Source organism: Helicobacter pullorum NCTC 12824 (assembly GCF_017979475.1).
GTDB lineage: Bacteria > Campylobacterota > Campylobacteria > Campylobacterales > Helicobacteraceae > Helicobacter_D > Helicobacter_D pullorum.
On the sequence record NZ_JAERIT010000006.1, the window covers coordinates 63,876 to 86,838 of the forward strand.

At 33.9% G+C, this 22,963-nt stretch carries 29 protein-coding genes and 2 tRNA genes; 9 read left to right on the forward strand and 22 right to left on the reverse strand.

Going from position 1 to position 22,963, the window contains the following annotated elements; all coding sequences use genetic code 11:
• Positions 1-17 precede the first annotated feature (17 nt).
• Positions 18-659: a DNA methyltransferase gene (locus JJQ98_RS05865; RefSeq protein ID WP_151105053.1), complete on the forward strand. Its 642-nt coding sequence runs from the start codon at positions 18-20 to the stop codon at positions 657-659.
• Between the two features lie 17 nt (positions 660-676).
• Here the strand turns inward: JJQ98_RS05865 and JJQ98_RS05870 are convergent, their stop codons facing one another.
• From JJQ98_RS05870 to JJQ98_RS05935, 14 genes are all read right to left on the reverse strand, one after another.
• Complete coding sequence (locus JJQ98_RS05870; RefSeq protein WP_065837210.1) at positions 677-1,090, reverse strand: DoxX family protein; 414 nt, start codon at positions 1,088-1,090, stop codon at positions 677-679.
• Between the two features lie 147 nt (positions 1,091-1,237).
• Entirely contained in the window at positions 1,238-1,981 is a 744-nt protein-coding gene (locus tag JJQ98_RS05875; protein WP_151105052.1) for a glycosyltransferase family protein, read from the reverse strand.
• Entirely contained in the window at positions 1,981-2,292 is a 312-nt protein-coding gene (locus tag JJQ98_RS05880; protein WP_151105051.1) for a glycosyltransferase family 9 protein, read from the reverse strand. The genes JJQ98_RS05875 and JJQ98_RS05880 overlap by 1 nt, the downstream gene beginning before the upstream one ends.
• Before the next feature lie 158 nt (positions 2,293-2,450).
• A tRNA-Arg gene (locus JJQ98_RS05885) sits at positions 2,451-2,527 on the reverse strand.
• A gap of 5 nt (positions 2,528-2,532) precedes the next feature.
• Positions 2,533-2,608 (reverse strand) — tRNA-Ala (locus JJQ98_RS05890).
• 71 nt (positions 2,609-2,679) lie between these two features.
• Positions 2,680-3,276, reverse strand: a complete 597-nt coding sequence (gene coaE, locus JJQ98_RS05895; RefSeq protein WP_151105050.1) for a dephospho-CoA kinase — start codon at positions 3,274-3,276, stop codon at positions 2,680-2,682.
• Positions 3,273-4,076 (reverse strand): spermine/spermidine synthase domain-containing protein, encoded by an 804-nt coding sequence (locus JJQ98_RS05900; RefSeq protein WP_065830258.1) that lies wholly within the window; start codon positions 4,074-4,076, stop codon positions 3,273-3,275. The genes coaE and JJQ98_RS05900 overlap by 4 nt, the downstream gene beginning before the upstream one ends.
• Before the next feature lie 55 nt (positions 4,077-4,131).
• Entirely contained in the window at positions 4,132-4,581 is a 450-nt protein-coding gene (locus JJQ98_RS05905; protein ID WP_151105049.1) for an META domain-containing protein, read from the reverse strand.
• A gap of 16 nt (positions 4,582-4,597) precedes the next feature.
• A complete protein-coding gene (locus tag JJQ98_RS05910; protein ID WP_224757624.1) occupies positions 4,598-5,458 on the reverse strand; it encodes a peptidylprolyl isomerase in 861 nt (286 codons plus the stop codon).
• A 64-nt stretch (positions 5,459-5,522) separates the two neighbouring features.
• Positions 5,523-6,824: a M20/M25/M40 family metallo-hydrolase gene (locus tag JJQ98_RS05915; protein ID WP_104745605.1), complete on the reverse strand. Its 1,302-nt coding sequence runs from the start codon at positions 6,822-6,824 to the stop codon at positions 5,523-5,525.
• Positions 6,825-6,835: 11 nt separating this feature from the next.
• Positions 6,836-7,468: a 3-methyladenine DNA glycosylase gene (locus JJQ98_RS05920; RefSeq protein WP_151105048.1), complete on the reverse strand. Its 633-nt coding sequence runs from the start codon at positions 7,466-7,468 to the stop codon at positions 6,836-6,838.
• Positions 7,469-7,585: 117 nt separating this feature from the next.
• Positions 7,586-8,710, reverse strand: a complete 1,125-nt coding sequence (gene cydB, locus JJQ98_RS05925; RefSeq protein ID WP_151105047.1) for a cytochrome d ubiquinol oxidase subunit II — start codon at positions 8,708-8,710, stop codon at positions 7,586-7,588.
• Between the two features lie 9 nt (positions 8,711-8,719).
• Positions 8,720-10,261 (reverse strand): cytochrome ubiquinol oxidase subunit I, encoded by a 1,542-nt coding sequence (locus JJQ98_RS05930; protein WP_151105046.1) that lies wholly within the window; start codon positions 10,259-10,261, stop codon positions 8,720-8,722.
• Positions 10,262-10,270: 9 nt separating this feature from the next.
• On the reverse strand, positions 10,271-10,480 hold the full coding sequence (locus JJQ98_RS05935; protein ID WP_005022375.1) for a DUF4492 domain-containing protein: 210 nt from the start codon (positions 10,478-10,480) through the stop codon (positions 10,271-10,273).
• Positions 10,481-10,743: 263 nt separating this feature from the next.
• On the opposite strand from JJQ98_RS05935, the gene recA reads away from it, so the two are divergent.
• From recA to JJQ98_RS05975, 8 genes are read left to right on the forward strand one after another with little or no spacing between them, the layout of a single operon-like run.
• Complete coding sequence (gene recA, locus JJQ98_RS05940; RefSeq protein WP_005022374.1) at positions 10,744-11,781, forward strand: recombinase RecA; 1,038 nt, start codon at positions 10,744-10,746, stop codon at positions 11,779-11,781.
• 13 nt (positions 11,782-11,794) lie between these two features.
• A complete protein-coding gene (gene eno / locus JJQ98_RS05945; protein ID WP_151105045.1) occupies positions 11,795-13,066 on the forward strand; it encodes a phosphopyruvate hydratase in 1,272 nt (423 codons plus the stop codon).
• On the forward strand, positions 13,066-13,320 hold the full coding sequence (locus JJQ98_RS05950) for a hypothetical protein (RefSeq protein ID WP_054195469.1): 255 nt from the start codon (positions 13,066-13,068) through the stop codon (positions 13,318-13,320). The genes eno and JJQ98_RS05950 overlap by 1 nt, the downstream gene beginning before the upstream one ends.
• Positions 13,317-14,027, forward strand: a complete 711-nt coding sequence (locus tag JJQ98_RS05955; RefSeq protein WP_040499984.1) for an AMIN domain-containing protein — start codon at positions 13,317-13,319, stop codon at positions 14,025-14,027. The genes JJQ98_RS05950 and JJQ98_RS05955 overlap by 4 nt, the downstream gene beginning before the upstream one ends.
• Positions 14,014-14,505 carry a shikimate kinase gene (locus tag JJQ98_RS05960; protein WP_151105044.1) on the forward strand — a complete coding sequence of 164 codons (492 nt, stop codon included), beginning with the start codon at positions 14,014-14,016 and terminating at the stop codon, positions 14,503-14,505. Before JJQ98_RS05955 ends, JJQ98_RS05960 begins: the two co-directional genes overlap by 14 nt.
• A complete protein-coding gene (locus JJQ98_RS05965; RefSeq protein ID WP_151105043.1) occupies positions 14,502-15,593 on the forward strand; it encodes a glycosyltransferase family 4 protein in 1,092 nt (363 codons plus the stop codon). Before JJQ98_RS05960 ends, JJQ98_RS05965 begins: the two co-directional genes overlap by 4 nt.
• The gene (waaF, locus tag JJQ98_RS05970; protein WP_151105042.1) at positions 15,590-16,606 is read left to right on the forward strand and encodes a lipopolysaccharide heptosyltransferase II; all 1,017 of its coding nucleotides are present in this window, start codon (positions 15,590-15,592) and stop codon (positions 16,604-16,606) included. Before JJQ98_RS05965 ends, waaF begins: the two co-directional genes overlap by 4 nt.
• Before the next feature lie 41 nt (positions 16,607-16,647).
• Positions 16,648-17,508, forward strand: coding sequence for a menaquinone biosynthesis family protein (locus JJQ98_RS05975; protein ID WP_151105041.1), 861 nt, complete (start codon positions 16,648-16,650; stop codon positions 17,506-17,508).
• Here the strand turns inward: JJQ98_RS05975 and JJQ98_RS05980 are convergent.
• The 8 genes from JJQ98_RS05980 to JJQ98_RS06015 form a co-directional block, all read right to left on the reverse strand.
• The gene (locus JJQ98_RS05980; RefSeq protein WP_054195465.1) at positions 17,502-18,353 is read right to left on the reverse strand and encodes an energy transducer TonB; all 852 of its coding nucleotides are present in this window, start codon (positions 18,351-18,353) and stop codon (positions 17,502-17,504) included. The two genes, JJQ98_RS05975 and JJQ98_RS05980, sit on opposite strands and share 7 nt — an antisense overlap.
• Before the next feature lie 3 nt (positions 18,354-18,356).
• Positions 18,357-18,803, reverse strand: a complete 447-nt coding sequence (locus JJQ98_RS05985; protein ID WP_151105040.1) for a hypothetical protein — start codon at positions 18,801-18,803, stop codon at positions 18,357-18,359.
• Positions 18,800-19,159, reverse strand: coding sequence for a flagellar motor switch protein FliN (gene fliN / locus JJQ98_RS05990; protein ID WP_005022359.1), 360 nt, complete (start codon positions 19,157-19,159; stop codon positions 18,800-18,802). Before fliN ends, JJQ98_RS05985 begins: the two co-directional genes overlap by 4 nt.
• A gap of 9 nt (positions 19,160-19,168) precedes the next feature.
• Positions 19,169-19,594, reverse strand: a complete 426-nt coding sequence (locus JJQ98_RS05995) for a hypothetical protein (RefSeq protein ID WP_054198259.1) — start codon at positions 19,592-19,594, stop codon at positions 19,169-19,171.
• Between the two features lie 94 nt (positions 19,595-19,688).
• Positions 19,689-20,981, reverse strand: a complete 1,293-nt coding sequence (locus tag JJQ98_RS06000) for a sensor histidine kinase (protein WP_104719474.1) — start codon at positions 20,979-20,981, stop codon at positions 19,689-19,691.
• Positions 20,981-21,646 carry a response regulator transcription factor gene (locus tag JJQ98_RS06005; RefSeq protein ID WP_060663073.1) on the reverse strand — a complete coding sequence of 222 codons (666 nt, stop codon included), beginning with the start codon at positions 21,644-21,646 and terminating at the stop codon, positions 20,981-20,983. Before JJQ98_RS06005 ends, JJQ98_RS06000 begins: the two co-directional genes overlap by 1 nt.
• A gap of 42 nt (positions 21,647-21,688) precedes the next feature.
• Positions 21,689-22,147, reverse strand: a complete 459-nt coding sequence (locus JJQ98_RS06010) for a DUF1104 domain-containing protein (RefSeq protein WP_005022352.1) — start codon at positions 22,145-22,147, stop codon at positions 21,689-21,691.
• A gap of 62 nt (positions 22,148-22,209) precedes the next feature.
• The coding region (locus tag JJQ98_RS06015) for an RNA polymerase factor sigma-54 (protein WP_486858258.1) at positions 22,210-22,963 on the reverse strand (754 nt) is incomplete at its 5' end.

Here is a 22,963-nt window from a genome sequence, read left to right on the forward strand (position 1 = left end):
TCACCCAAAGCAACAAAATGAAGAACACCAAACTCACCATAAACGGATTAACGCTACTTAAAAGCTTAGAATCTCATAGCGTTGATTTATGCTTTTTTGACCCGCAATATCGCGGTGTGCTAGATAAAATGCGTTATGGCAACGAGGGAGAGCGACAAAAAGGTAGAAGTGCTTTAATCCAAATGAGCGAAGAAAGCATAAAGAGCTTTATAATCGAGATTAATCGCGTGCTTAAACCTAGCTGCTATCTTATGCTTTGGATTGATAAATTTCATCTTTGTGAGGGCGTGGGATCTTGGCTAGATTCCACGATTTTGCAAATCGTGGATTTAATCACTTGGGATAAGGGCAGAATGGGCATGGGCTATCGCACAAGAAGACAAAGCGAGTACTTACTCATTTTACAAAAAAAGCCTATAAAAGCAAAAGGCACTTGGAGGCTGCATAATATCCGCGATGTGCATTGTGAGAAAATACCTCAAGAAGAGCTAAAATGCCACCCCCACAGCAAACCCAAAGGCTTACAAAAAATGCTTATAGAATCTTGCACCAACAAGGGCGATTTGGTATGCGACCCAGCAGCGGGGGGCTTTAGCGTATTTGAGTGCTGCAGGGAATTAGAGCGAGACTTTATAGGGACAAACCTCAAAGGACTTTAGGGCAAGTTTCAAAGCAATTAATCTTTAGTGCTTCCTTGAACCTTCTTACCAAAAAGTGCATATTTCCCACCACCCATGAAAAATAACGCAAGGCAAGGCAAGATATATAAAAGCTGATGTTCAATAACCCAGCCTCCATAAGAGTCAAGCGCAAAAATCTCAAATCCATACACCAAATAAATTGCCATAAACATTGTAAAAGCCACAATCAAAGCTGAAATCCGCACTTGATAACCCAAAATAATCAAAAGTGGTGCTAACACCTCGCCAATATACACACCATAAGCCATCAATCCCGGTAAGCCTTTGGATTCTAGCATACCCACATACATATCAGCACCATGCGTGATTTTGAATATTCCATGAAACAGCATAAGTCCGCCCACACAAAGCCTCAAAAGTAATTTCGCTAAGTCAGGATTTAGCAGCATAAAATTTCCTTAAATATAAGATTAAAATTTGGCATTATAGCATTTATTGTTAGATTTAAGCTCTGTTTTATGGGATTTCATCAGAGCTTCTTCATAATCATTGTATGATTAGCTTCAAAGTGGGATTTATCTGTTTTGCGTATCAAATTAAAGAGTTTCTAATAACTCTTGAGACTTTTGGATAAACAAATTTTGATAATACTTTGAATTAGATTTCCATTCTTTAGGCAAAATTATTTGCTCACAAACTCCACCATAGCTACCGCCTCCCCATTTTTTAGCTTCACTCTGCCTTATAATCTCTAAAGTTGGAATCTGCAAATTATCTGTAATATGCACATTGCTCGTATCTACGCTCAAAAGCAAATCTAACCGCCCTATCAACTCCACAAGGTTTAGTAAATCTTTATTATTTACAAAAACTCCACTATTTATTTCACTCAAACCTTCAATCTCTATTGGATTACCCTCATAATTCATCAACACAAAAAAATAGTTTTGATATTTTTTAGCCAAAAATTTGGTAATTTCTACCCATTCTTCAATAGAAAAATTTGCATTCCCTCTTGAAGAACTTTTTCCAAAAGGCGAAATTCCTATTATTTTATCATAAGAATTTGCACCTAATCTTTGCATCTTCAAATCTACAAAAACCTTATTTTCACGACTTGTAATAATTTTTGCTTTGGATAATGGAATCTTTTGAATATTTTTATCATAATGCTTTTTATTTAATGCTCTTACAAGTCTCAAAGCCCCCAAAATAACACGATTTTTATCTTGCTTCCAATAGGGATTAATAATCCTTATAATCTCCCCTCCCCTAGTATAAGCAGAATCAAATAAATAAGAAAATCCTTTGGTTTTAAGTAAATACTGCGAAAAAAGCATTAATATTTTGTTGCCTTAAATTTTCTAGCAATTTGGATTCTATCTTCCATATCATGCTTAAAAACAAACAACAACATATCAAACTCCTCTAAAAAAGCCGAAGAATCCTTTTGAACATTAAAAATCCTATCAATAAATTGTATATTTTTAAACAGAGAAAAAGGCACACTAGAATTAGCAAGAAAGGTTAAATGAGAATTTGGATAAAGAAATTTAATACTAAATAGCACACGCAATGCCATAACCTCATCACCAATGCTGCTGTGTGCCCCATACACTGCAATTTTAAACCTAGAATCCGCACAATACATTTCCAAACTCCTTTTTCTTAAATTCCTTGCATTCACTCTCTAAAATCTAAAAATTAAATAAAAGATTTTATCTAATGCTATTATAGTTATTTGAGAATTCACTATGGGGAAAATATAAAAAATTATTATAAAAAGTTTTAAGAATAAATATTAAGTTATGGTACGCCCGGAGGAATTCGAATCCCCGACCTACAGGACCGCAACCTGTTGCTCTATCCAGCTGAGCTACGGACGCATAAATGGTGGAGTGTAGGAGGATCGAACTCCTGACCTCAACGCTGCCAGCGTTGCGCTCTCCCAGCTGAGCTAACACCCCCTTGCACTCTTCTCCACAAAATAAACTGCGTTAAAGGGTAGGAATTATACTACAAAAAACTTAATTTTTCTCTAAAAATCAAGCTTTGATAAGTAGTTTTGCAAGTATTTTTCTACTTCTCTTTGTAAATTTTCCAAATCTTTGGAATTATCTATTATGTAATTTGCCTTTTTCTTTTTTTCTTCCATAGGAATTTGTAGAGAGATTCTCTCATCTGCCTCTTGTGCAGTCAAATGATTTCTCTTTATAAGGCGTTGCAACTGAATCTCTTTTGGCACAAAAATCAATAACACTTCTTTAATTGGATAATTTTTAGTCTCAAAAAAAAGCGGAATATCTATGAAATAAGGAATCTCTTGTTTGTCTAATTCTCTAGCTTGTCTTGTAATTTCTTCTTTGATTTTAGGGTGCAAAATATCTTCTAAAGTTTTTCTTTTTTCTTTATCTTTGAAAACAATTTCGCCCAGCCTTTTGCGGCTAACTTCGCTATTTTCTAACACACCTTTGCCAAAACTTATAATAATCTCTTCTTTGCATTTTTCTAGCATTTGATGTGAGATTTCATCTGCACAAATTACATTATACCCATAAAGCCTCAAAAGTGAAGAAGTGGTGCTTTTGCCACTTCCTATCCCTCCTGTGAGGGCAACTGCGTATCTAAAGCTCAATTACAAGCAATCCCAACTAATGCTTTTTTCACTTTTTGTGGAAGCACAAAGGCAGATAAATGCAAATTAGCATTATAATATTCCAAATCCTCCAACATATCCGCTCTTTGGAGTATAATATCCGCTGTTGGATGATATTTTTTAGATGCAAAAATATAAAAATCTTGCATATCTAAAGACATGGGAATATAAAAAGGCATTTTAATCCTAAACTCTTCCCCCAAAGATTCTAAAATTTCCTTGGTTTTTGAAATATCTAACAACAAATGAGGAATCTTAAGCACCAAAATCCCATCTTCATTCAAAAGCTTTTTGTAGCAATGAAATTGGCTTTCATCTGTGGCTATTATAATATCATACAGGCTTGCTCTTTGCTCATTTTGCTCCAAAAATTCTTCTTGTTGTTGCGGAATAAGCTTGAAATTAGCATTTTTCATCACTTCTTGATAATGCGGAAAAAAGCTAATAAGCGATTCAAGAATCTTCAAATCAAATTGCAAAAAATCCACTTTTAATTCACTATAACGCAAAAATTCAAATGCTAGCTCAAGATTAAAATTATCCGCTATTAAAACCCTTTTGGGCTCTTGATGGGAGCAAGCACAAATATGTGCCAAAAGCTCACTTTGTAGAGCAAGCATAGTTTTCAAAAAGATTTGTTCATCTATCAATGCAATACTCTCAAAAGTTTTAGAATTAAAAATTTCTAAATTATGCCTAATGCCTTTTATTTCTAAAAGTTTGCTTTCTATTTTGTATTCTTGCTGAATCTTTCCACTATAATTTTTTGTTATCCACATAAATAACCTTTGTTTTTTACAAGCCTATTGTATTTTAAGTAAAAATATCTTTAAATTATTGAATTAATAGATAAAAATTTTCGCTAAAAACTAAAATTTTTCCATCCTCTAATATCTCAAGGCGATTAGTGTTATTTAATAAATTTTGAGTTAAATCACTCTCAATCTCCATCATCTTAGGCTCACACATTTTTCTTGTCATGCCCACATTAGCAAACTTAATCTCATTGCCTTTGATTTCATAAGCACCAAAGAAATTATTACATCCTGCAACACCAAACACTTGCTCATCTTTAAAACCTATAAAAAATTCATTTTCCTTATCAAAAGCCAACACTTTTGTAGCACCATTGATTTTATAGCTATGTATTTTCCATTTTTCTTTAGAAAGCAATACTTTTTCAATATTTTCCTTTGTTGTGCTACTTTGAATATCGGTATTTTTATCCGCACAACCCACAAAAAACATCACAAAACCCAAAATTCCCATCACAATCTTTTTCATTTCTTCTCCCTAGCAATTAATTTAGACGAATAATATTCACTTTGGCATTCGAACGCAATTTTTCAAAATACTCATAAATCAAATAATCTTCTTTCTGCCCCATTATTTTTTGCAAAACAACATTTCTGACATTTTCAAAAGGGAGAATAGCTGGATTATTTTTTGCTTTAATCAAAAAGACGACAAAATCATCTCCAATAGGATAGATTGGAGTAAATGTGCCAATTTTACCTTGCGTAAAAGCCGCAACAATCTGTGGATTTAATGCAGCTGTTTGCAAGACCTCATTTTCACTTTGAACGCCTTTTTGCACTTCTTTTCCATTGCTTTGAATAAGAGTCTCCAATGCCTTTCCATCTTTGCTAAAAAACTTAGTCACATCGATGCTTTGAGGTATTGAAAATTCCTCTTTATTTGCATTGTAGTAATTTAACAACTCATTTTCATCTACCATTTTCAAACTTTCTTGTGCAATCACTTGATAAAGTTTCTTTTTGAGAATCCCTTTTTTGATTTCCTCTTTGTAATTTTCCCAATTACCACCATTGCTTCGGATATAAGATTCTACTTGCGCAGCAGTTGCTTGATTTTGCCTAGCAATTCTATTAATCTCATCATTAATTTCTAATTCTGTCGCAACAATTTTATGCTTTTTGATTTCTTCTTCATGCAATTTTTCATTAATCAAAATATCCACTGCAATGTTTTGATTAACTTTATCTCTTTGTTGCACTTTATAAACTTCCAACAAAGTTACAGGATTCCCATTGACAAAAAAGGCAATTCCATTAACCATCGAAGGTGCTCCAAAAGCAAAGCTTGACAACAAGATTCCAATCAACACGCTTTTTTTAATAGCAAAACAACATTTTTTCATTTTTTCCTACTACAAAATTAATTTCATATAATTTTAGCAAAATCTCTTTGGCGGTTTTATAAAATCACTGCTTTGTTTGCAAAATTTCTTTTAAAATTGTCCAAAATTTTTTGAAACTCTCCAAATCCATTCTTTCTTTTAAAGAATGTGGATGCAAAATCGTAGGACCAATAGAAATAAACTCTTTGGCAGGAAATTTTTGTTTTAAAATCCCACATTCCAATCCAGCATGAATACTTTTTAGTTCTGTATTTTGATTATATTTTTGATAAATTTGAAATACCAATCTTACCAACTCCCCTTCTTCCCGCTCCCATGGTGCATAATAATCAGCCACAGCGACACAAAACCCCAAACTCTCTAGCCACTTTTTATTTGTTTGGATACCCTCTTGCATCAATTGTTCTTGATTGCCTCTCCCCATTAATGCAAGGCTAAAAAGCCCTTTTTCTTGCCTTAAAATCCCAAGATTACTAGACAAAATCACTCCATTCTTATCGCTTTGAATCACTCCATTAGCTAACCCCAAAATCGCCTCAATCAACTCCCCACTTCTATAACCACTTTTCATTCTCTCTAAAGGCGTTATTGTAAAATGTTCTTTGTCCAACATTTCTAAAATATTCATTTTTTCTTTTTCAAAAGCGATTTTCAAAATTGCATTTGTGGGGATAGAATTGCGTTTCTCTCCACCAAAAAACTCTACAATAATACCTTCTAAATCTTTGGCAATCTTAGCCAATTCCAAAATCGCATTAGGGATATTTTTATGAATCTCAATCCCACTATGCCCACCTTGAAAATTTTTGCTTTTTATTTCATAGCTAACATAATCTTGCGGAATCTCTTGTGAAGCAAATTCTTTCTTTGCCTCCAAATCATACCCACCTGCACAGCTAAAAATAACCTCATTGATATCTTCACTATCACAATTAATTACAAAAGGTGCCTGTATTTCTAGTCCCAAAGTATTTGCACCAATCATTCCCACTTCTTCATCGCTAGTCAATAAGCATTCAATATTTTCAAAATCCCTCAATGCCAGCAACATACATGCCAAAGCCGCCCCATTATCTGCCCCAAGACTAGAATCTTCTGCACTAATGTAGCCATTTTCTATAATCGGCTTAATCGCAAACTCCTTAGAATCTCCGACATAAACCATATCATAATGCCCCTGCAAACAAACTTTTGGCTTACCCTTAATGCACAAAAGATTCCCCGCACTATCCTCTTGCACCTCCGCTCCAAATTCTCTAGCCTTTTGTATAAGCCATTTTTTCAATTCAATACCATGATTGCTTGGATGTGGAATCTTGCAAATTTCCAAAAACAACTCCAAAGGCTCAAAAAGATTTCCTTCCACAATTTCCCCTTTTATATCCTATGCTCTTTGCAAAATTCTACAATTTTTCCATGAAATCTTGCATAAAGCTCATTAATGGGAATCTCATAGCTATAAATTTCACATACTTTTGAATAATTTTCCAATAAACCACAAACAAGCCATTCTTTTAACTCATCATAGCCCTCTAATTCATAACCATAAGATTTTAGCAATTTATAAGTATAGTTATCTGCTACCATTTCCTCTCTTAATGCACCATAACACAGAATTGAATCGCAAGTCTCATTACCTATGCCTTTTTGAGAAAGTAGCCATTCTCTACTTGCTTTGGCACAAAAATTTTCAAAATCTCCAAAGTCGTTTAAAATATTGTTGCACAACATAATAATTCGTTGTGATTTCTGCCTAAAAAACCCCAAATCTTTCATAAAAGCCTGCAAATTCTCCGCAGAAATATCCGCCAAAGAATGCAAGTTTAATAGTCCTTGCATTTTTAGGCGATTAATCACTTCAAAAGCTTTTTCCCATCTTGCATTTTGGACCAAAATAGCCCCTATTACAACCTCAAAACTCCCAGCATTAGGCCACCAAAGTTTATGAGGTGGATTCTTCAAATACCCTTGATTTTTTAAAAAACAAAACAATTCAAAACTATTTTGCATTAGTTTTGACTTCGATCATCTTTTTCAATATGATTGATATTTAACCAAACAAATTTATATGCTATATAAATCACAACAGGCCACATTATCAACAAAAACTCTGTCATTTAAAATCCTTTAATACTGATGAGAATCTTCTCTTAATTCATCTCTTGTAATTTTGACTCTATCCATAAGATTCCACACATAAATAATATAAGCCAACACAAAAGGCACAAGCAAACTCACATAACCCATTACGCTTAAAGTATAATAGCTAGAGCTTGCATTATAAATGGTTAAAGAATCTTGCAAATCTACCAAACTCGGATAAAATGCACTCTTACCAATCCCAATAGAAAGCAAAATCGCAAACACTGCCAAAACACTTCCAATTCCCAATGCAAAAATTGCTTTTTTGCACCCCTTAAACCCCATATACATTCCAAGCAAAACACACACAACACCAACAAGCAATATCACAATCAAAAATGGCATTTCAAGAAAATTTTGAAAATACAAGAATTTTTGCATACTCACCAAACCATCTTGTGAGACGAAAAAACCTTCTTTAGTAAAAATCCAAAATAAAAACCCCAAGAAAAAAACCAAAAATACTACGCTATTTAAAGCTATTTTTCTTTTCACTCTTTCTTTGATAATTTCATCATCAATATTGTTCAAAAAATAACCACACGCTAAAACTCTGCTTAAAAATACCAAAGCAAATCCAAGTAAAAAATTCCAAGGATTAAGCAAAGCTTCCAAACCCTTTGAAGCATTTTCCCACTCTACAAAATTAGACGAATCTAATCTGAAATTTGCACCACTAAAAAAAGTGCTTAGTGCAACCCCAATCAAAAATACACCCAAGATTCCATTAATCAACAAAAAAACTTCATAAGTTCTTGAACCCAAAAAATTCCCTTCTTTTTTGCGATATTCATAACTTACAGCCTGCACAATAAAACAAAACAAAATAATCAACCATACCCAATAAGCACCTCCAAAACTTGTACTATAAAACAATGGGAATGCCGCAAAAGATGCTCCACCAAAAAGCACCAAAGTTGTAAATCCAAGCTCCCATTTTCTCCCCAAAGAATTCACAATCAAAGCTTTTTCTTCTTCATTTTTTGCCAATTCAAACAACATTCCCTGTCCGCCTTGAACAAAAAACATAAAAACCAAAAGTCCTCCTAAAAGACTTAATATTCCCCACCAATAAATCTGCAATCCCATCAAATCTAATCCAAAAAACATTTATTCTCCTTAGTGTGCAAAACCTTTTTTGATTTGTTTTAAAATAATTCCAATCTCTGCAATCAATAATGCTGTAAATAAAACTAAGAATATGAAAAAAGAAATTTGCACATTGACGCTACTTAAATGCGTTGCTGCTACACCAACAGGCATTAAATCCTGAATCGCCCAAGGCTGCCTACCCACTTCTGCGACAATCCAACCACATTCTGCTGCAATATACCCAAGCGGAATCGTCCATAAAGCAATCCATAGCACTTTTCTAAATTTAACAATATCATTTGCCATAACCAAATAAAGTACCATAATAAATAATACAAAAAACCAACTTCCTAACGCCACCATCAAATGGAAAGTATAAAAAGTCAAAGCAATCGGAGGCACTGCTTCTTTAGCTTCTTTTAAATACCCATATCCAAAATAAGGCATATTCTCTTGCACCACTTGTGAATATTGTTGCAAATCACTTGCTGGCACCCCCAACTCTCTAGCATTTTTGTATTCTTTAAAAGATTCCAAAGCCAAACGCCCTTTTTGGATTTTCTCCTCAATACTCATAATCCCTTTTTCTGCATTTCCATAAACAAGATCATTAATCCCCGGGACAAAACTATTTGGCGAGCGATTCCCCAAGATTGAAAGAGCATAAGGAATTGTAATATCAAACAAAAATGTATTTTGCTCATCACCAATTTGTTTGTTAGGATTCAAGATTCCAAACGCCACAAGCCCCGCACGATGCTCACCTTCATAGATTCCCTCCATCGCTGCTAGTTTCATGGGTTGCTTTTGAGCCACTTGATAAGCACTTTCATCGCCACTTACAAATAAAAATATTGAAGTTATTAGCCCAAAACTTGCACCCACAATCAATGATTTTTTAGCCGCAATCACATCACGCCCTTTTAAGATAAGCCAAGCAGAGATTCCAACCACTACAAGTGCCGAAATTACATAACCACTTGAAACTGTATGCAAAAATTTGCTAATTGCCACAGGACTTAATGCCACTTCAAAAAAGCTTGTCATTTCATTTCTAGCACTTTCAAGATTGAAAGTCGTCCCAATAGGGTATTGCATCCAACCATTTGCCACAAGAATCCAAAATGCACTCAAATTTGAACCAATTGCCACCAACCAAGTCGAAAGCAAATGAAACTTCGGAGAAACTTTATTCCAACCAAAAAACATCACTGCAAAAAAAGTTGCCTCCAAAAAAAACGCCATAATTCCTTCAACTGCCAATGGCGCCCCAAAAATATCCCCTACAAACCACGAATAATTTGCCCAATTTGTTCCAAATTCAAACTCCATAATAATGCCCGTTGCAACACCAATGGCAAAATTTACAGCAAAAATTCCTAACCAAAATTGTGTGATTTTCTTCCACTCTTCTTTTTTGGTTTTAATATAAATAGTTTCCATAATGGCTAAAATAAAAGAAAGTCCCAAAGTTAGAGGCACAAATAAAAAATGATAGAGTGCTGTGAGTGCAAACTGTGCCCTACTCCAATCTACACTTGCCGCCCTTTGCAGTAATTCTTGCTCCATACTACTCCTTTAAAATTCCATAAGATTCTTGCTTACAAACTCGCTTTTTTCTTCTTGTGTTTGAAACTTAGCTCTTAGACTATTATCATAAATATAAATTTTTAAAAAACCAAAAATAATCAACAACTTAACAATAATAACAACCCACAAGCTTTTCCCTAAAGTCATATTTCTAAAGCCATCATAATAAAAATGAAAAAATTTCTGCAATATTTTCATCAAAATACCTTTCCTTATTTTATAATTTATTTAGATATTTAGAATTATTTTGGGCTATCAATGTTGATTTATTTTTGAATTTTTAAAACAAACTCGAGATTATATTCTTTTAACTTTAAAATACCCTAAGCCTCATTTTATTTTTCATAATCTAAAAACACTCCATAAGGCAACACATACATAAAAAATAATTACAAAAAATAATATTGTGAATTTTTAGTTATTTAGCTAAAATAAAACTTTCATTTTCTTAGGGAGAAAAAATGGCATTAGATGAAAATAAGCAAAAAGCAATTGAATTAGCAATTAAACAAATTGATAAAGCCTTTGGCAAAGGCGCTTTAATAAGGCTTGGAGATAAACCGGTTGAAAAAATCGATTCAATTAGCACAGGTTCTTTGGGGCTTGATATCGCACTTGGCATTGGAGGGATTCCAAAAGGTAGAATCATTGAAATTTACGGACCAGAAAGTTCAGGAAAAACCACCCTTGCACTCCAAATTGTTGCTGAATGTCAAAAAAAAGGTGGAATTTGTGCCTTTATTGATGCAGAACATGCACTAGATGTAACATACGCCAAACGACTTGGAGTAGATGTAGAAAATCTACTCGTCTCTCAACCTGACTTTGGAGAGCAAGCTTTGGAAATTTTAGAAACCCTCACAAGAAGTGGAGGGGTAGATTTAATCATCGTTGATTCTGTTGCTGCACTTACCCCAAAAAGCGAGATTGAAGGGGATATGGGAGATCAACATGTAGGGCTTCAAGCAAGACTTATGAGTCAGGCTTTGAGAAAAGTTACAGGTATCATTCACAAAATGAATACCACCGTTATTTTTATCAATCAAATTCGTATGAAAATTGGAGTTATGGGATATGGAAGTCCAGAAACTACAACAGGAGGAAATGCACTCAAATTCTATGCAAGTGTGAGAATTGATGTAAGACGAATCGCAACTCTCAAACAAGGTGAGCAAAATATCGGGAATCGCGTCAAAGCAAAAGTGGTTAAAAATAAAGTTGCTCCGCCTTTTAGAGGTGCTGAATTTGATATTATGTTTGGCGAAGGGATTAGCAAAGAAGGGGAACTCATCGACTATGGAGTAAAGCTTGATATTGTTGATAAAAGCGGTGCTTGGTTTAGCTATGAGGACAAAAAACTAGGACAAGGTAAAGAAAATGCAAAAATTTTCTTGAAAGAAAATCCACAAATAGCTCAAGAAATCGAAGATAAAATCAAAGCTTCTATTAGCCTAACAGATGATTTATCCTCTAGTGATGATGAAAATTTAGAAGATTAACAAGGAGAAAATTATGGTTTATATTGATGAGATTAATGCACAAGAAGTCTTAGATAGTCGTGGGAATCCAACCATTCAAGCTAGTATTTTATTAAGCGATGGGAATGTGGGCAGTGCTATTGTCCCAAGTGGAGCAAGCACTGGAAAAAGAGAAGCATTAGAATTACGCGATGGAGATGAAAGATATTTAGGAAAAGGCGTCTTAAAAGCATGCGAAAATGTTAATTCAACTATTGCTGATGCACTTTGTGGCTTATCTCCATTCAATCAAAGCCTTATTGATAATACTTTAATTGAACTAGATGGGACAGAAAATTTTTCAAATCTTGGTGCTAATGCTGCACTTGGAGTTTCTATGGCAGCAGCTAGAGCAGCAGCCAAAAGCCTCAATATCCCTCTTTATCGTTATTTAGGCGGTGCAAATGCCCTTACTCTCCCAACCCCTATGCTTAATATTATCAATGGTGGCAGCCATGCTGATAACACCGTTGATTTTCAAGAATATATGATTATGCCTGTTGGTTTTGATACCTTCAGCGAAGCAATGCGTGCAAGTGCTGAAATTTACCAACATTTAAAAAAGACTCTAAAAGATTCTAAACACATTACAAGTATTGGCGATGAAGGCGGGTTTGCCCCAAATTTAAAAACCAACGAAGAGCCTATTCAAATTATCTTAGAAGCAGTGAAAAAAGCAGGCTACAAAGAAGGGGAGCAAATTGCGATTGCACTAGATGTTGCTAGTAGTGAATTCATCAATGATAAAGGGATTTACTGCCTTAAAGGTGAAGGGCGTGAATTATGCAGCGAAGAACTCATTGAGTATTATGAAAAACTCATCTCAAAATACCCTATTGTTTCTATTGAAGATGGATTAAGCGAAGATGATTGGGAAGGTTGGAAAAAATTAACCCAAAAACTTGGCAATAAAATTCAACTTGTAGGCGATGATTTATTTGTAACTAATGCCAAAATTCTTGCACAAGGTATTGAGAAAAACATTGCAAATGCCATTTTGATTAAACCCAACCAAATTGGAACGGTAAGCCAAACAATGGAAGCAGTGCGTCTTGCACAACGCAACAACTATCGCTGTATTATGAGTCATCGTAGTGGAGAAAGTGAGGATAGCTTTATTGCAGATTTTGCAGTAGCACTCAATACGGGAGAAATCAAAACAGGCTCTACTGCAAGAAGCGAAAGAATGGCAAAATATAATCGCCTTTTATCCATTGAAAAAGAACTAATCTATCCTACATATCTAGGAAAAAGCCTCTTTAGATAATGGGAAAAAGACAGGATTTGAAATATTATGAGGGAGGATTTTACAAACTACTTCCCTTTTTTAGCCTCTTTTTGGCAATATGCATTGCAGGGATTTATTTTGGCAATCTTTTTTTTGGAACCAACTCTCTAAGTGTATTATTTGAATTACAAAACAAAGAAAAACAAATATCTAAAGAAGTCAAAAACCTAATGAATGAAAATGCAAAACTCCAAAAAGAACTTTTTGAATTGAAAGGATTAGAACCACAATGAAAATTTTACTACCACTGCTTATTCCATTTTTTATACTCTATGCTCAAGATTCTCAAACTTTACCAAAAATTCCAGATATCACTATTGATACTTCCACAACCCCCAAAGAAATCCCAACTCCCAACGAAAATAATGATACCAAAGAAATAAGAAATCCCTTTGAATCGGTTGTCACACCAAAACAAAGCGGACAAATCTCTAATCCTCCACAACTCAGCCTCTTTACTCAAACCACACTCAACCTACCCTCTACGGCAAGAAAAATCAAAAAAATAACCCTTGCTTATCAGAATCTTGATGGCTCCATTAGCACGATAGAACAAGAACTTAATGGCGATATTGATTGGCATTTTCCTTTAATTTTAAGTCAAGAAATCAAGCCAGAAATGCAATCCCAAAAACTACAAGATTTCAATCTTGGAAAAATTTTTGATTTTCACATAGATAAACAAAAAATTACACTCAAAACCCCTTTGAATATGATTCGCGATTTCACGCTTGCCTCGCCCACTCGTTTGATTTTGGATTTCAAAAGCAACTCCAAAAAAGTCTTGCAAGATTTTATTCAAACTAATCTACCCATTATCAGTAAGGTTGATTTACAAACCCATTTGGACTTTTACCGCATCACTTTTACCCTTGATGGACAATACAAATACTCTATCAAAAACCTTAAAGAAAAAGGCTTAGAGATTGAACTCTTCTAACATTGTTTTAATCGGTTTTATGGGGAGCGGCAAAAGCACCATTGCAAAATCCCTTTATCACCATACACACTCTTTAATTTTAGATAGTGATCAAATTATTCAAAACAATGAAAATTTAACTATCAATGAAATTTTTTCACAAAAAGGGGAGCAATATTTTAGGAATCTTGAAAAAGAATTTTGTGCTTTTATTTCAAAAAATATCCAACATTGCATTATTTCAACGGGTGGCGGAATGCCTATTTTTTGCAATGTCAAACAAATGGGCAAAGTTTTCTTTTTGGATATTGACTTTGAAAATATACTTTCTCGCCTAAATGATAATGAAGTTTCCACTCGCCCACTCTTTCAAGATAAGGATAAAGCCTTCAAACTCTATCTACAAAGACTTCAAATTTACAAAGATTCTGCTCATTTTTGTGTTAATGCCAATGCAGATATTCCCACAATCACAAAGGAAATTTTAAATTCCCTATGAAAACTATTCTTTTTGTGCGTTTTAAAAATACAAAAGTAGGTGGAGCTGAAAATTATCTCACGCTTTTAAGGAATACACTCCGCCAAAAAACGCAAGTATTTTCTAGTGGAGATTATGGGCAAGATTCTCAATTCAAATTAACTCCCCCAAAATTCCTTCCTTCTTTTTTGCGTTTTATTATTTTCCTAAGAGCCTATGAATCACTTTACCAAAAAAATCCCAACTATCTCTATTTTAGCTTAGAGCGAGTTTTGCATTGCGATATTTATCGTGCTGGAGATGGGATTCACAGACAATGGCTTTCTATTAAAAACCACAATTTCATTCAAAAAATAAAAAGCTATTTCAATCCAATGAATATCCTTTATATCTACATAGAAAAAAGGCTTTTTAAAAACACTAAACTCATCATTGCAAATTCCAAAATGATAAAAACTTCACTCATTACAATGTTCAATATTCCTCAAGAAAAAATCAAAGTTATTTACAATGGAATCCAAATTCCAAAAACCATCAACAAAGCTTTAGCCAAACAGAATCTTTTGATGGATTTTCCATTTTTAACCAATAAAATTATTATCCTTTTTGTTGGTAGCGGATATGCACGAAAAGGTCTCAAACAAGCCCTTTTAATGCTTTCAGAGATTCCACACAAAAATTGGCATTTCATTGTCATTGGCAAAGACAAAAAGATTCCCCTTTATGCCAAACTTGCTAAAACTCTCAATATTGATAAAAATGTCCTCTTTTTGGGTCCAAAAGAAAATATCAAGCGATTTTACGAATCAAGCGATATTTTTCTCTTCCCTACAATTTATGAGCCTTGTTCTAATGCCACATTAGAAGCTGCGAGCTACCAAAACGCCATCATTACCACAAAACAAAATGGTGCGGGAGAATTATTTTTACAAGATCATATTTTAGAGCACCCAAATGCAATCACACAAGGTAGCAAAATTTTGCAAAATCTTTTAGAAAATCCCACTTTTTTAAAAACTACGCAGCAAAAATGTGCCGATTCTGTGGCACATTTAACCATAGAAAACAATCTACAAAATACCCTTAAAGCTATGGAGGATTTTCTATGAATATTTTAGTGAGACTTCCAAATTGGCTTGGCGATGCTGTTATGGCAACTTTTGGATTAGAAATTCTCTACCAAACCTACCCAAATGCACATTTTTACCTCATTGGAAGTAAAGTTAGCTGTGAGCTTTTTGACCATTATCCCAACACCACAACTATCGTAGATACAAGCAAAAAGGCTACCTTTAGAATCCCAGCCCTCTACAAACTCGCCAAAGAGATTCCACCCTGTGAAATTGCCATCACTTTCCAAAATAACTTTCTTTCTGCCTTATTTTTATTTTTCAATGGTGCTAAAAAACGCATTGGTTATGCAAACGAAATGCGTTCTTTTTTGCTTACTATCCACCCAAAAAAATATAAAAATCTCCACGAATCATTACGCTTTGCCAAACTGATAGAAACCATTATCCCAAATCATTCTATAATTCCAAAACTTTATCTAAAACCCCCAACGACAAAAATCACACTTCCGCCCCATTTTCAAAACCAAAAAATTGCCGGTATCAATGCAGGAGCTGCTTTTGGAAGCGCCAAACGCTGGAAGGAAGAATATTTTGCAGAAGTGATTAAAGACTTGCTAAAACAAGATTTTTGCATTATTCTTTTTGGGGTAGAATCTGAAAACCCCATCAATGAAAAAATTCTATCCTATCTTCCAAAAAACGAAAAAATCCTTAACCTTAGTGGAAAAACAAACATACAAAGCCTAATGGCTTATTTTTTAAAATTACATTTTCTCCTTACCAATGATAGCGGACCTATGCATATAGCAGCAGCCCTTGAGATTCCGACTTTTGCACTCTTTGGTCCAACAAATCAAGAAGAAACTTCACCTTTTAATGCAAAAGATTCTCATATACTCTCTCTTAGAACCTTTCACAAATCCCTTCCTTGCCAACCCTGCAAAAAACGAATCTGCCCTCTTCCCAAAAATTCCAAAGACTACCATGCTTGCATGCTAAATCTAACACCCTCTTTAGTACTTCCCAAAATTCATTCCCTTATAAGTTAGTTTCTATTAAAATAATCACAAATTTCACACAAAGTTAAAATATGCGAACAATTCAAATAGGACATTCACCAGATGCCGATGATATTTTTATGTATTATGCAATTGCATTTGGTTGGGTAGGAAATACAATCCATTTTCAAAACCAAGCTTTAGATATCCAAACACTCAATGAAATGGCACTTGATAACATTTTGGATATTTCTGCAATTTCTTTTGGTGTTTATCCATTTTTAGCACAAGAACAAGCGCTCTTAAGGACAGGAGTTAGCTTTGGCGAAGGCTATGGACCAAAACTCATTAAAAAACGCTCAACAAAACTAAAAAAGAACTTCAAAGTTGCACTAAGTGGGGCACACACAACTAATGCAATGCTTTTTAAAATCGCTTACCCTAATGCAAGAATCTACTACAAAAATTTTCTTGAGATTGAAAAAGCTGTTTTGGGGGGCGAAGTTGATGCAGGAGTGTTAATCCACGAATCTATTTTGCAATATGATTCAAGCTTAGAAGTAGAATGCGAAATTTGGGATATTTGGAATGATTTAAACAAACAAAATTTGCCATTACCGCTTGGTGGAATGTGTATCCGCCGCTCTTTGCCGCTTAATGTCGCTATTGAATGTGAAGAGATTCTTACAAAAGCTGTCAAAGTCGCCCTAAAAAATAAACCACTTCTTTCAAAAATGCTACTAGAACGCAATTTGATACGAGTAGATTCTCAAAAATTAGAACACTATCTCAATCTTTATGCCAATGCCGATTCTATCTCCCTTAACCAAACGCAGTTAGAAGCAATTAATATGCTTTTTAAACTCGGATATGACCATAATCTCTGCCCACAAATCCTAGATGTCAATGACTGCTTAATCCCCAAAGAATACAAAGAACTACGCAATCAATAAATCCGATACATGACGCGTATTCTTATTTTAGTTTTTACTGCTGGATAAGGATAATCCTTATAAGCAATCTCAATAGTGTGAATGCTATTTTCGTCCAAAAGCCTATAACCACTTGGAGTTAATAATTTCAAATCAGAAATATCTCCATTTGGGTGCAAATAAAATTCCACAATATTATCCCCTTGCTGCCCCATTTGCCCAGCAAGTTGCGGATATTTAAGGTATTTTTGCGTAATCCTTCCTATCCCGCTTAAATTATCTTCAATAAATTTCCTCTCTTCAAGATTCAAAGAATACAAATCATCTCCATAAAGCTCTTTTATTTCTTGATTCCCCATATCTTTGCCATAATCATAAATAGAAGGCGAAGAAGGCTTATTATCTAGCATCGGACCAATTTGACTAGATTTCAAAGAAGAGGCAAGAGAATTTTGATTATGATTAGATTGATTGGAAGATTTTGGTTGAATCTTTCTAGAATCTTCGGTTTTTTTAGGTTTTGTAATTTTGGTGGGGGATTTTTCTTTGGTTTGCTTAGGTGGAGTTGTTTGGGCAATTTCTGTTTGCTCTTCTTTTTGGTTTTTGTTACTTTCTTGCTGTGGTTGGCTTTGTGTGTTTGAAGGTTGTGTGAGTGGAGATTCTAACATTTGTGCATTATTTTGGGGGGGAATCATTTGTGCAGCTTGAGAGAACTTAAAGTTTTTAATATTAATACGCTCTCCCTCTTTCGTCCCATATTTTGGAGGCTGATAAATATCATCCTTTTTAAACTCGAGTAACAATAATAAAAATATCACAATATGGACAAGTAAGGACAATAAAAGTGCAATAAAATTATTTCTCATTATTTATTGTTTTTCTTGCTCTAATAATTCTCCAAAATCTTTGATTGAATATTTATCAACCAAAGTTGCTCCATTTCGGCTTAATATCACAATATAGCGTTTTTGGTAAATCTCAAAAACAATCAATTTAGCATTCATAGACAAAGAAAAACTAGAAACAATTTGAATCGAATTAGCTTCTTTTTTTTTGAAAAAATCAACCAAAGATAATTTTTGCTCTTTATAATAAAGCCTTTTTTTGATATACCAAAGCAATATCAAAAGCCCAATTAAGACAAGAATCACTCCACTATACTGATAAAAATTAATACTCTCCAAAGGGGATTTTGCCATTTCAAAAGGAAAAGTTTGATTATTTTCACTAGAAAACTTTAATCCCTGCTCTAATGAATCTTTATCCTCTGAAAACAAAAAAGTAATGAATGATAAAATAACTAAAACAATTTTCATGTAGTGCTAATGCTCTCTCTTGTGAGATAATAGATAATTGCATTAGAATCAAGCACTTCATTAACCCTAATAGCAAGATTCTTCTCATACACCATTACTTCGCCCTTGCCAACTATTCTACCATTGATATAAATCTCCACACTTTCACCTGCTGGTTTTTGCAAATCAATAATAGAGCCTTTTTCAAACTGCAAAATTTCCTTCAATGCTATCTTTGTTGAGCCAAGCTCGGCATGGAAAAGGACTTTCATATCCAAAAGCCCCCCATAATTATTCATAATTCCTTCAAGATAACGCGCTAAATCCTCTTGTTTTGGTGCCTGTATCTTTGCTAAAGTAAATTCATCTGCTGGCATATCTTTTCCTTAAAGTGATTTGTTATGCATAAAAAGGGAACACTTAGCTCCCCTCCCTAATGAAAAATTAAAACTGCTAGAATGAGTATCTTGAAATTCTCCAAACCCATAAACCCTAGGTGTTGAGATATTAAACTTTATATTTTCTGTAACAGCTAACACTTTTGCTAAACCAATAGTAAGATTAGCAAGCTCTTGAGAAAGATCTTTTAGGGCAATCTCATCTAACTCTTCCTCTCCAAATAATCCATTGCCTAATTTTGCCAAAAAATCTTTAGAAGAAACAAAAGTAATAGTATCTTTCTCTTCATTCTCCAAAAAAATATCAATACTTGACAAAAACCCTTTTGTTAGCTTTCTTGTAACTCTCTTTGGCGTCTCTCCCAAAGTATCTTTCAACACTTGCCTAAAAGCATTTATGATAATTTTCTCCATATCCCAACAAACCTTCTAGCAAAAACATAAAAAATTATATCTAATTTTTATTTAGCCTCACTAAACTTTGGATAATTTTTTATCAAATTCTGCATTACCAACGCAAAACAAAAGTTGTTCCCTTTCCTTTTTGACTTTCACATTCAATAGCGATTTTATAAATATTGCAAATTTCTTTTATCAATGCCAGCCCTATTCCAAACCCACCTTGATCCTTATTGCAACGATAATATCTATCAAAAATTCTCTTCAAATCCTCTTTCTCCATTCCACACCCATTATCTTTTATCTTTAGAAAATTATTCCCCACAAAAACCTCAACTTCTCCGCCACTTTGAGTGTATTTTAATGCATTATCCAATAAATTATCAACAACCCTTATAATACGACTTTTATTTGCCATAAGTGTGCTAGATTCTGCTTTTAAGACAATAGAAATATTTTTCTTTTTATAAAAAGGTTCAAAATAAGACACACGCTCTTTTAGCAAATCATTCATAGCAATCTTTTCAAGATTATTGCCCTGCAAATGAGGAAAATTATAAAATACCAAATCTTGATAAATTTGCCCCAAAGTATTTGCCGCCATTTTAATGCGTTCAAACTTTTGCAAATCTTGCTCTTTGAGATCTTCTTTTTTGATCCTCTCTATGCTCATCAAAATAATGCTCAAAGGCGTATTAATTTCATGGGTAGAATCTTTAATAAAATTATTCAGTGCCTGTATTTTTTCCTCTAATGGCTTCAAACTTAAACGAACCAAAAAATATGCCACCACACTCACCCCAAAAAGCACTAGCAAAAAGCTCCCACCAATTAAGCCCCAAAGCCTATATATTTCCTTTGAAATTCCATTATCTTGAATAATCATAAAAAAATCATTTCTTCTTTCTAAAGTATCTAATAAATTTTGTTTGTAAAGCTCCATATTTACAAGACTCCAAAATCTTCCTCCTATTCTTTGAGTCACCAAATACACATTGTCTCCTGCAATCACGATTCTATCAATGTGCCGATGATCTTTCCTAAAACTAATTGGAATCCCGCGTTCTTGCAATATCTGCCTAAATTCTTTTGTATTTTCAACCTCTTTTAAAGTACTAAAAATTATCTCTCCACTGCTTGTATTCAAAGAAAATGGGATTTCTAACTCCTTAGAAGTTTCTTCTAAAATCTTAAAAAAGTTTCCATTGTAATTAAATTGCAATTTTTCATACAAATGCATCGCCAAATTATGCGTTGATTCTCGCAATTGCAATACTCTTTCTTCAATCAAAGATTCTTTTTCTTTTTGGTACCAACCATAAAAAACAATCGCCAAAAAAATCAAAGTTGTCAATGCATAAAGTAAGCTAATTTTTAAAACAATCTTTTTGCTTTCATTCATCAAAGCGCCTTTTTATAACAATACCCTTCTCCCCTACGGGTCAAAATATTATCTTTACCGACAATTTGACGCAAGTCTTTAATATACACACGCAAACTCAACTCGCTTGGTTCCTCTTCATATCCCCACAATGCACTATAAATTTCTTCTAAGGATACAAAATGATTCTCATTAATCAACAAAATCTTTAGCAATTCTCGCTCTTTTGCAGAAAGTTTGCATACTTTCCCCTCTAAATACAAAATTCCTTCCCCACAATCAAAACTATATCCATTACCAAAATCATAAATCTGCATTCGATTACTGCGTTTCAATAATGCTTCAATACGCAACAATAATTCTGACAATTCAAAAGGTTTTCGCAAATAATCATCACAACCGCTTTTAAACCCTATTTCCAAATCTTTAATACTATTTAAAGCAGTGATGAAAATTGCTGGGATTCTTCTCCCACTTTGATGAATATTTTTTAATGTCTCAAAACCATCTAGGTTTGGCACCATTACATCAAGCAGCAAAATATCAAAATTTTCTTCATAGGCTTTATTAGAAGCCTCTATACCATCATTGCAACAAACTACTTCATAACCTTCCTCACTCAAACACTCAGCAATAATTTCTTGCAATGCCATATCATCTTCTAACAATAATATTTTTGCTTTCATTCTCTCCCTTTTATACGCTGTGTAGCCAAAAGCTACACACCATTAAGGTCTTGGACCAACTGGACAATCTGGATATCTACCTTCAAAACAATCTCCTCTATAATGCCCTCTATGCCCTTTACCATAACCATAACCTCTGCCATAACCGCCTCTTAACAATCCGCTATCTCTAGCTTCCTCTCTTGTCATAGAATCAATTCTCTTTTCTGTTTCTTTGCGAATCTCATCGCGGTATTCTCGGTATTCTTTCATAGTCATCTTATCATAGTTGCTTTGTGCATTTTTCCTTAAATTATCTGCAAAATCTCTACCTTCTTGAATCTCCATTTTTTGCATTCTTTTATGGATTTCCATTTTATAGTCTGGATAATCCTTTGGTGCTACTTTCCCTGAAAGATTAACAAGCTCTTCATTGCTTTTCTTTGAAAAATCTGCTGCTAATGCAACTGAAACACTCAAGGCTGTACCAACTAAAACTGAAATCAATGTTTTTGCTTTCATTGTAAGCTCCTTAATTTTTTTACAGCGAAAGTATATAATGCAAGTATAAAATCAATGTGAAGTCATACTGACATTTTATAAAGTCTTTTACGCTCACTAGAACTAGCGATATTTAACTGCGCCCTATACTTTGTAATAGTCCTACGCACGATTTTAATATTAAATTTTTCTTCAATTAATTCCAAGATTCTATTATCACTCAAAGGTTTCTGCCGATTTTCGTTTTTAATAAGATTGCTTACAAATTCTTTAATAGTTGTATTAGCTGTATCTTCATCAAGTGCAGTGGCAAAGAAATTTCTAAGTGGAAAGATTCCCCTAGAACATTCCAAAAATTTATTTGAAATCGCCCTAGAAATCGTGCTTGAAGCATGTCCAAACTCTTCTGCTAAGTCTTTGAGTTTCATCGGCTTAATCTCTCCACCCATAAAAAAATCATATTGATATTCTACAATCATCAAGCCAATCTTATAAAGTGTCGCTTTACGCATCTCCAAAGCATCCACCAAATCTCGTGCTTCTTTGACTTTATTTTTAATAAAATCGTGTTTGATTTTTTCTTTGGCTTCTTTTTTGGGCATTTCTATTTGGATACTTGGATAATATTGACTATTAATCTGCACTTGAATAGATTGTGCTTCTTGAATGATTAAAATATCTGGAATTATCTCTGGTTCTTTTTGGTAATATTCCAATGCCGGGGGATTTTTAAAGCTCTGAATCACACGCATAGCCTTAGCATAACAAGCTTCATTTTTATATTGAGAATGTTTTTCCAAATTCCCCAAAATACGCAAACAAAGACTATAAATCTCA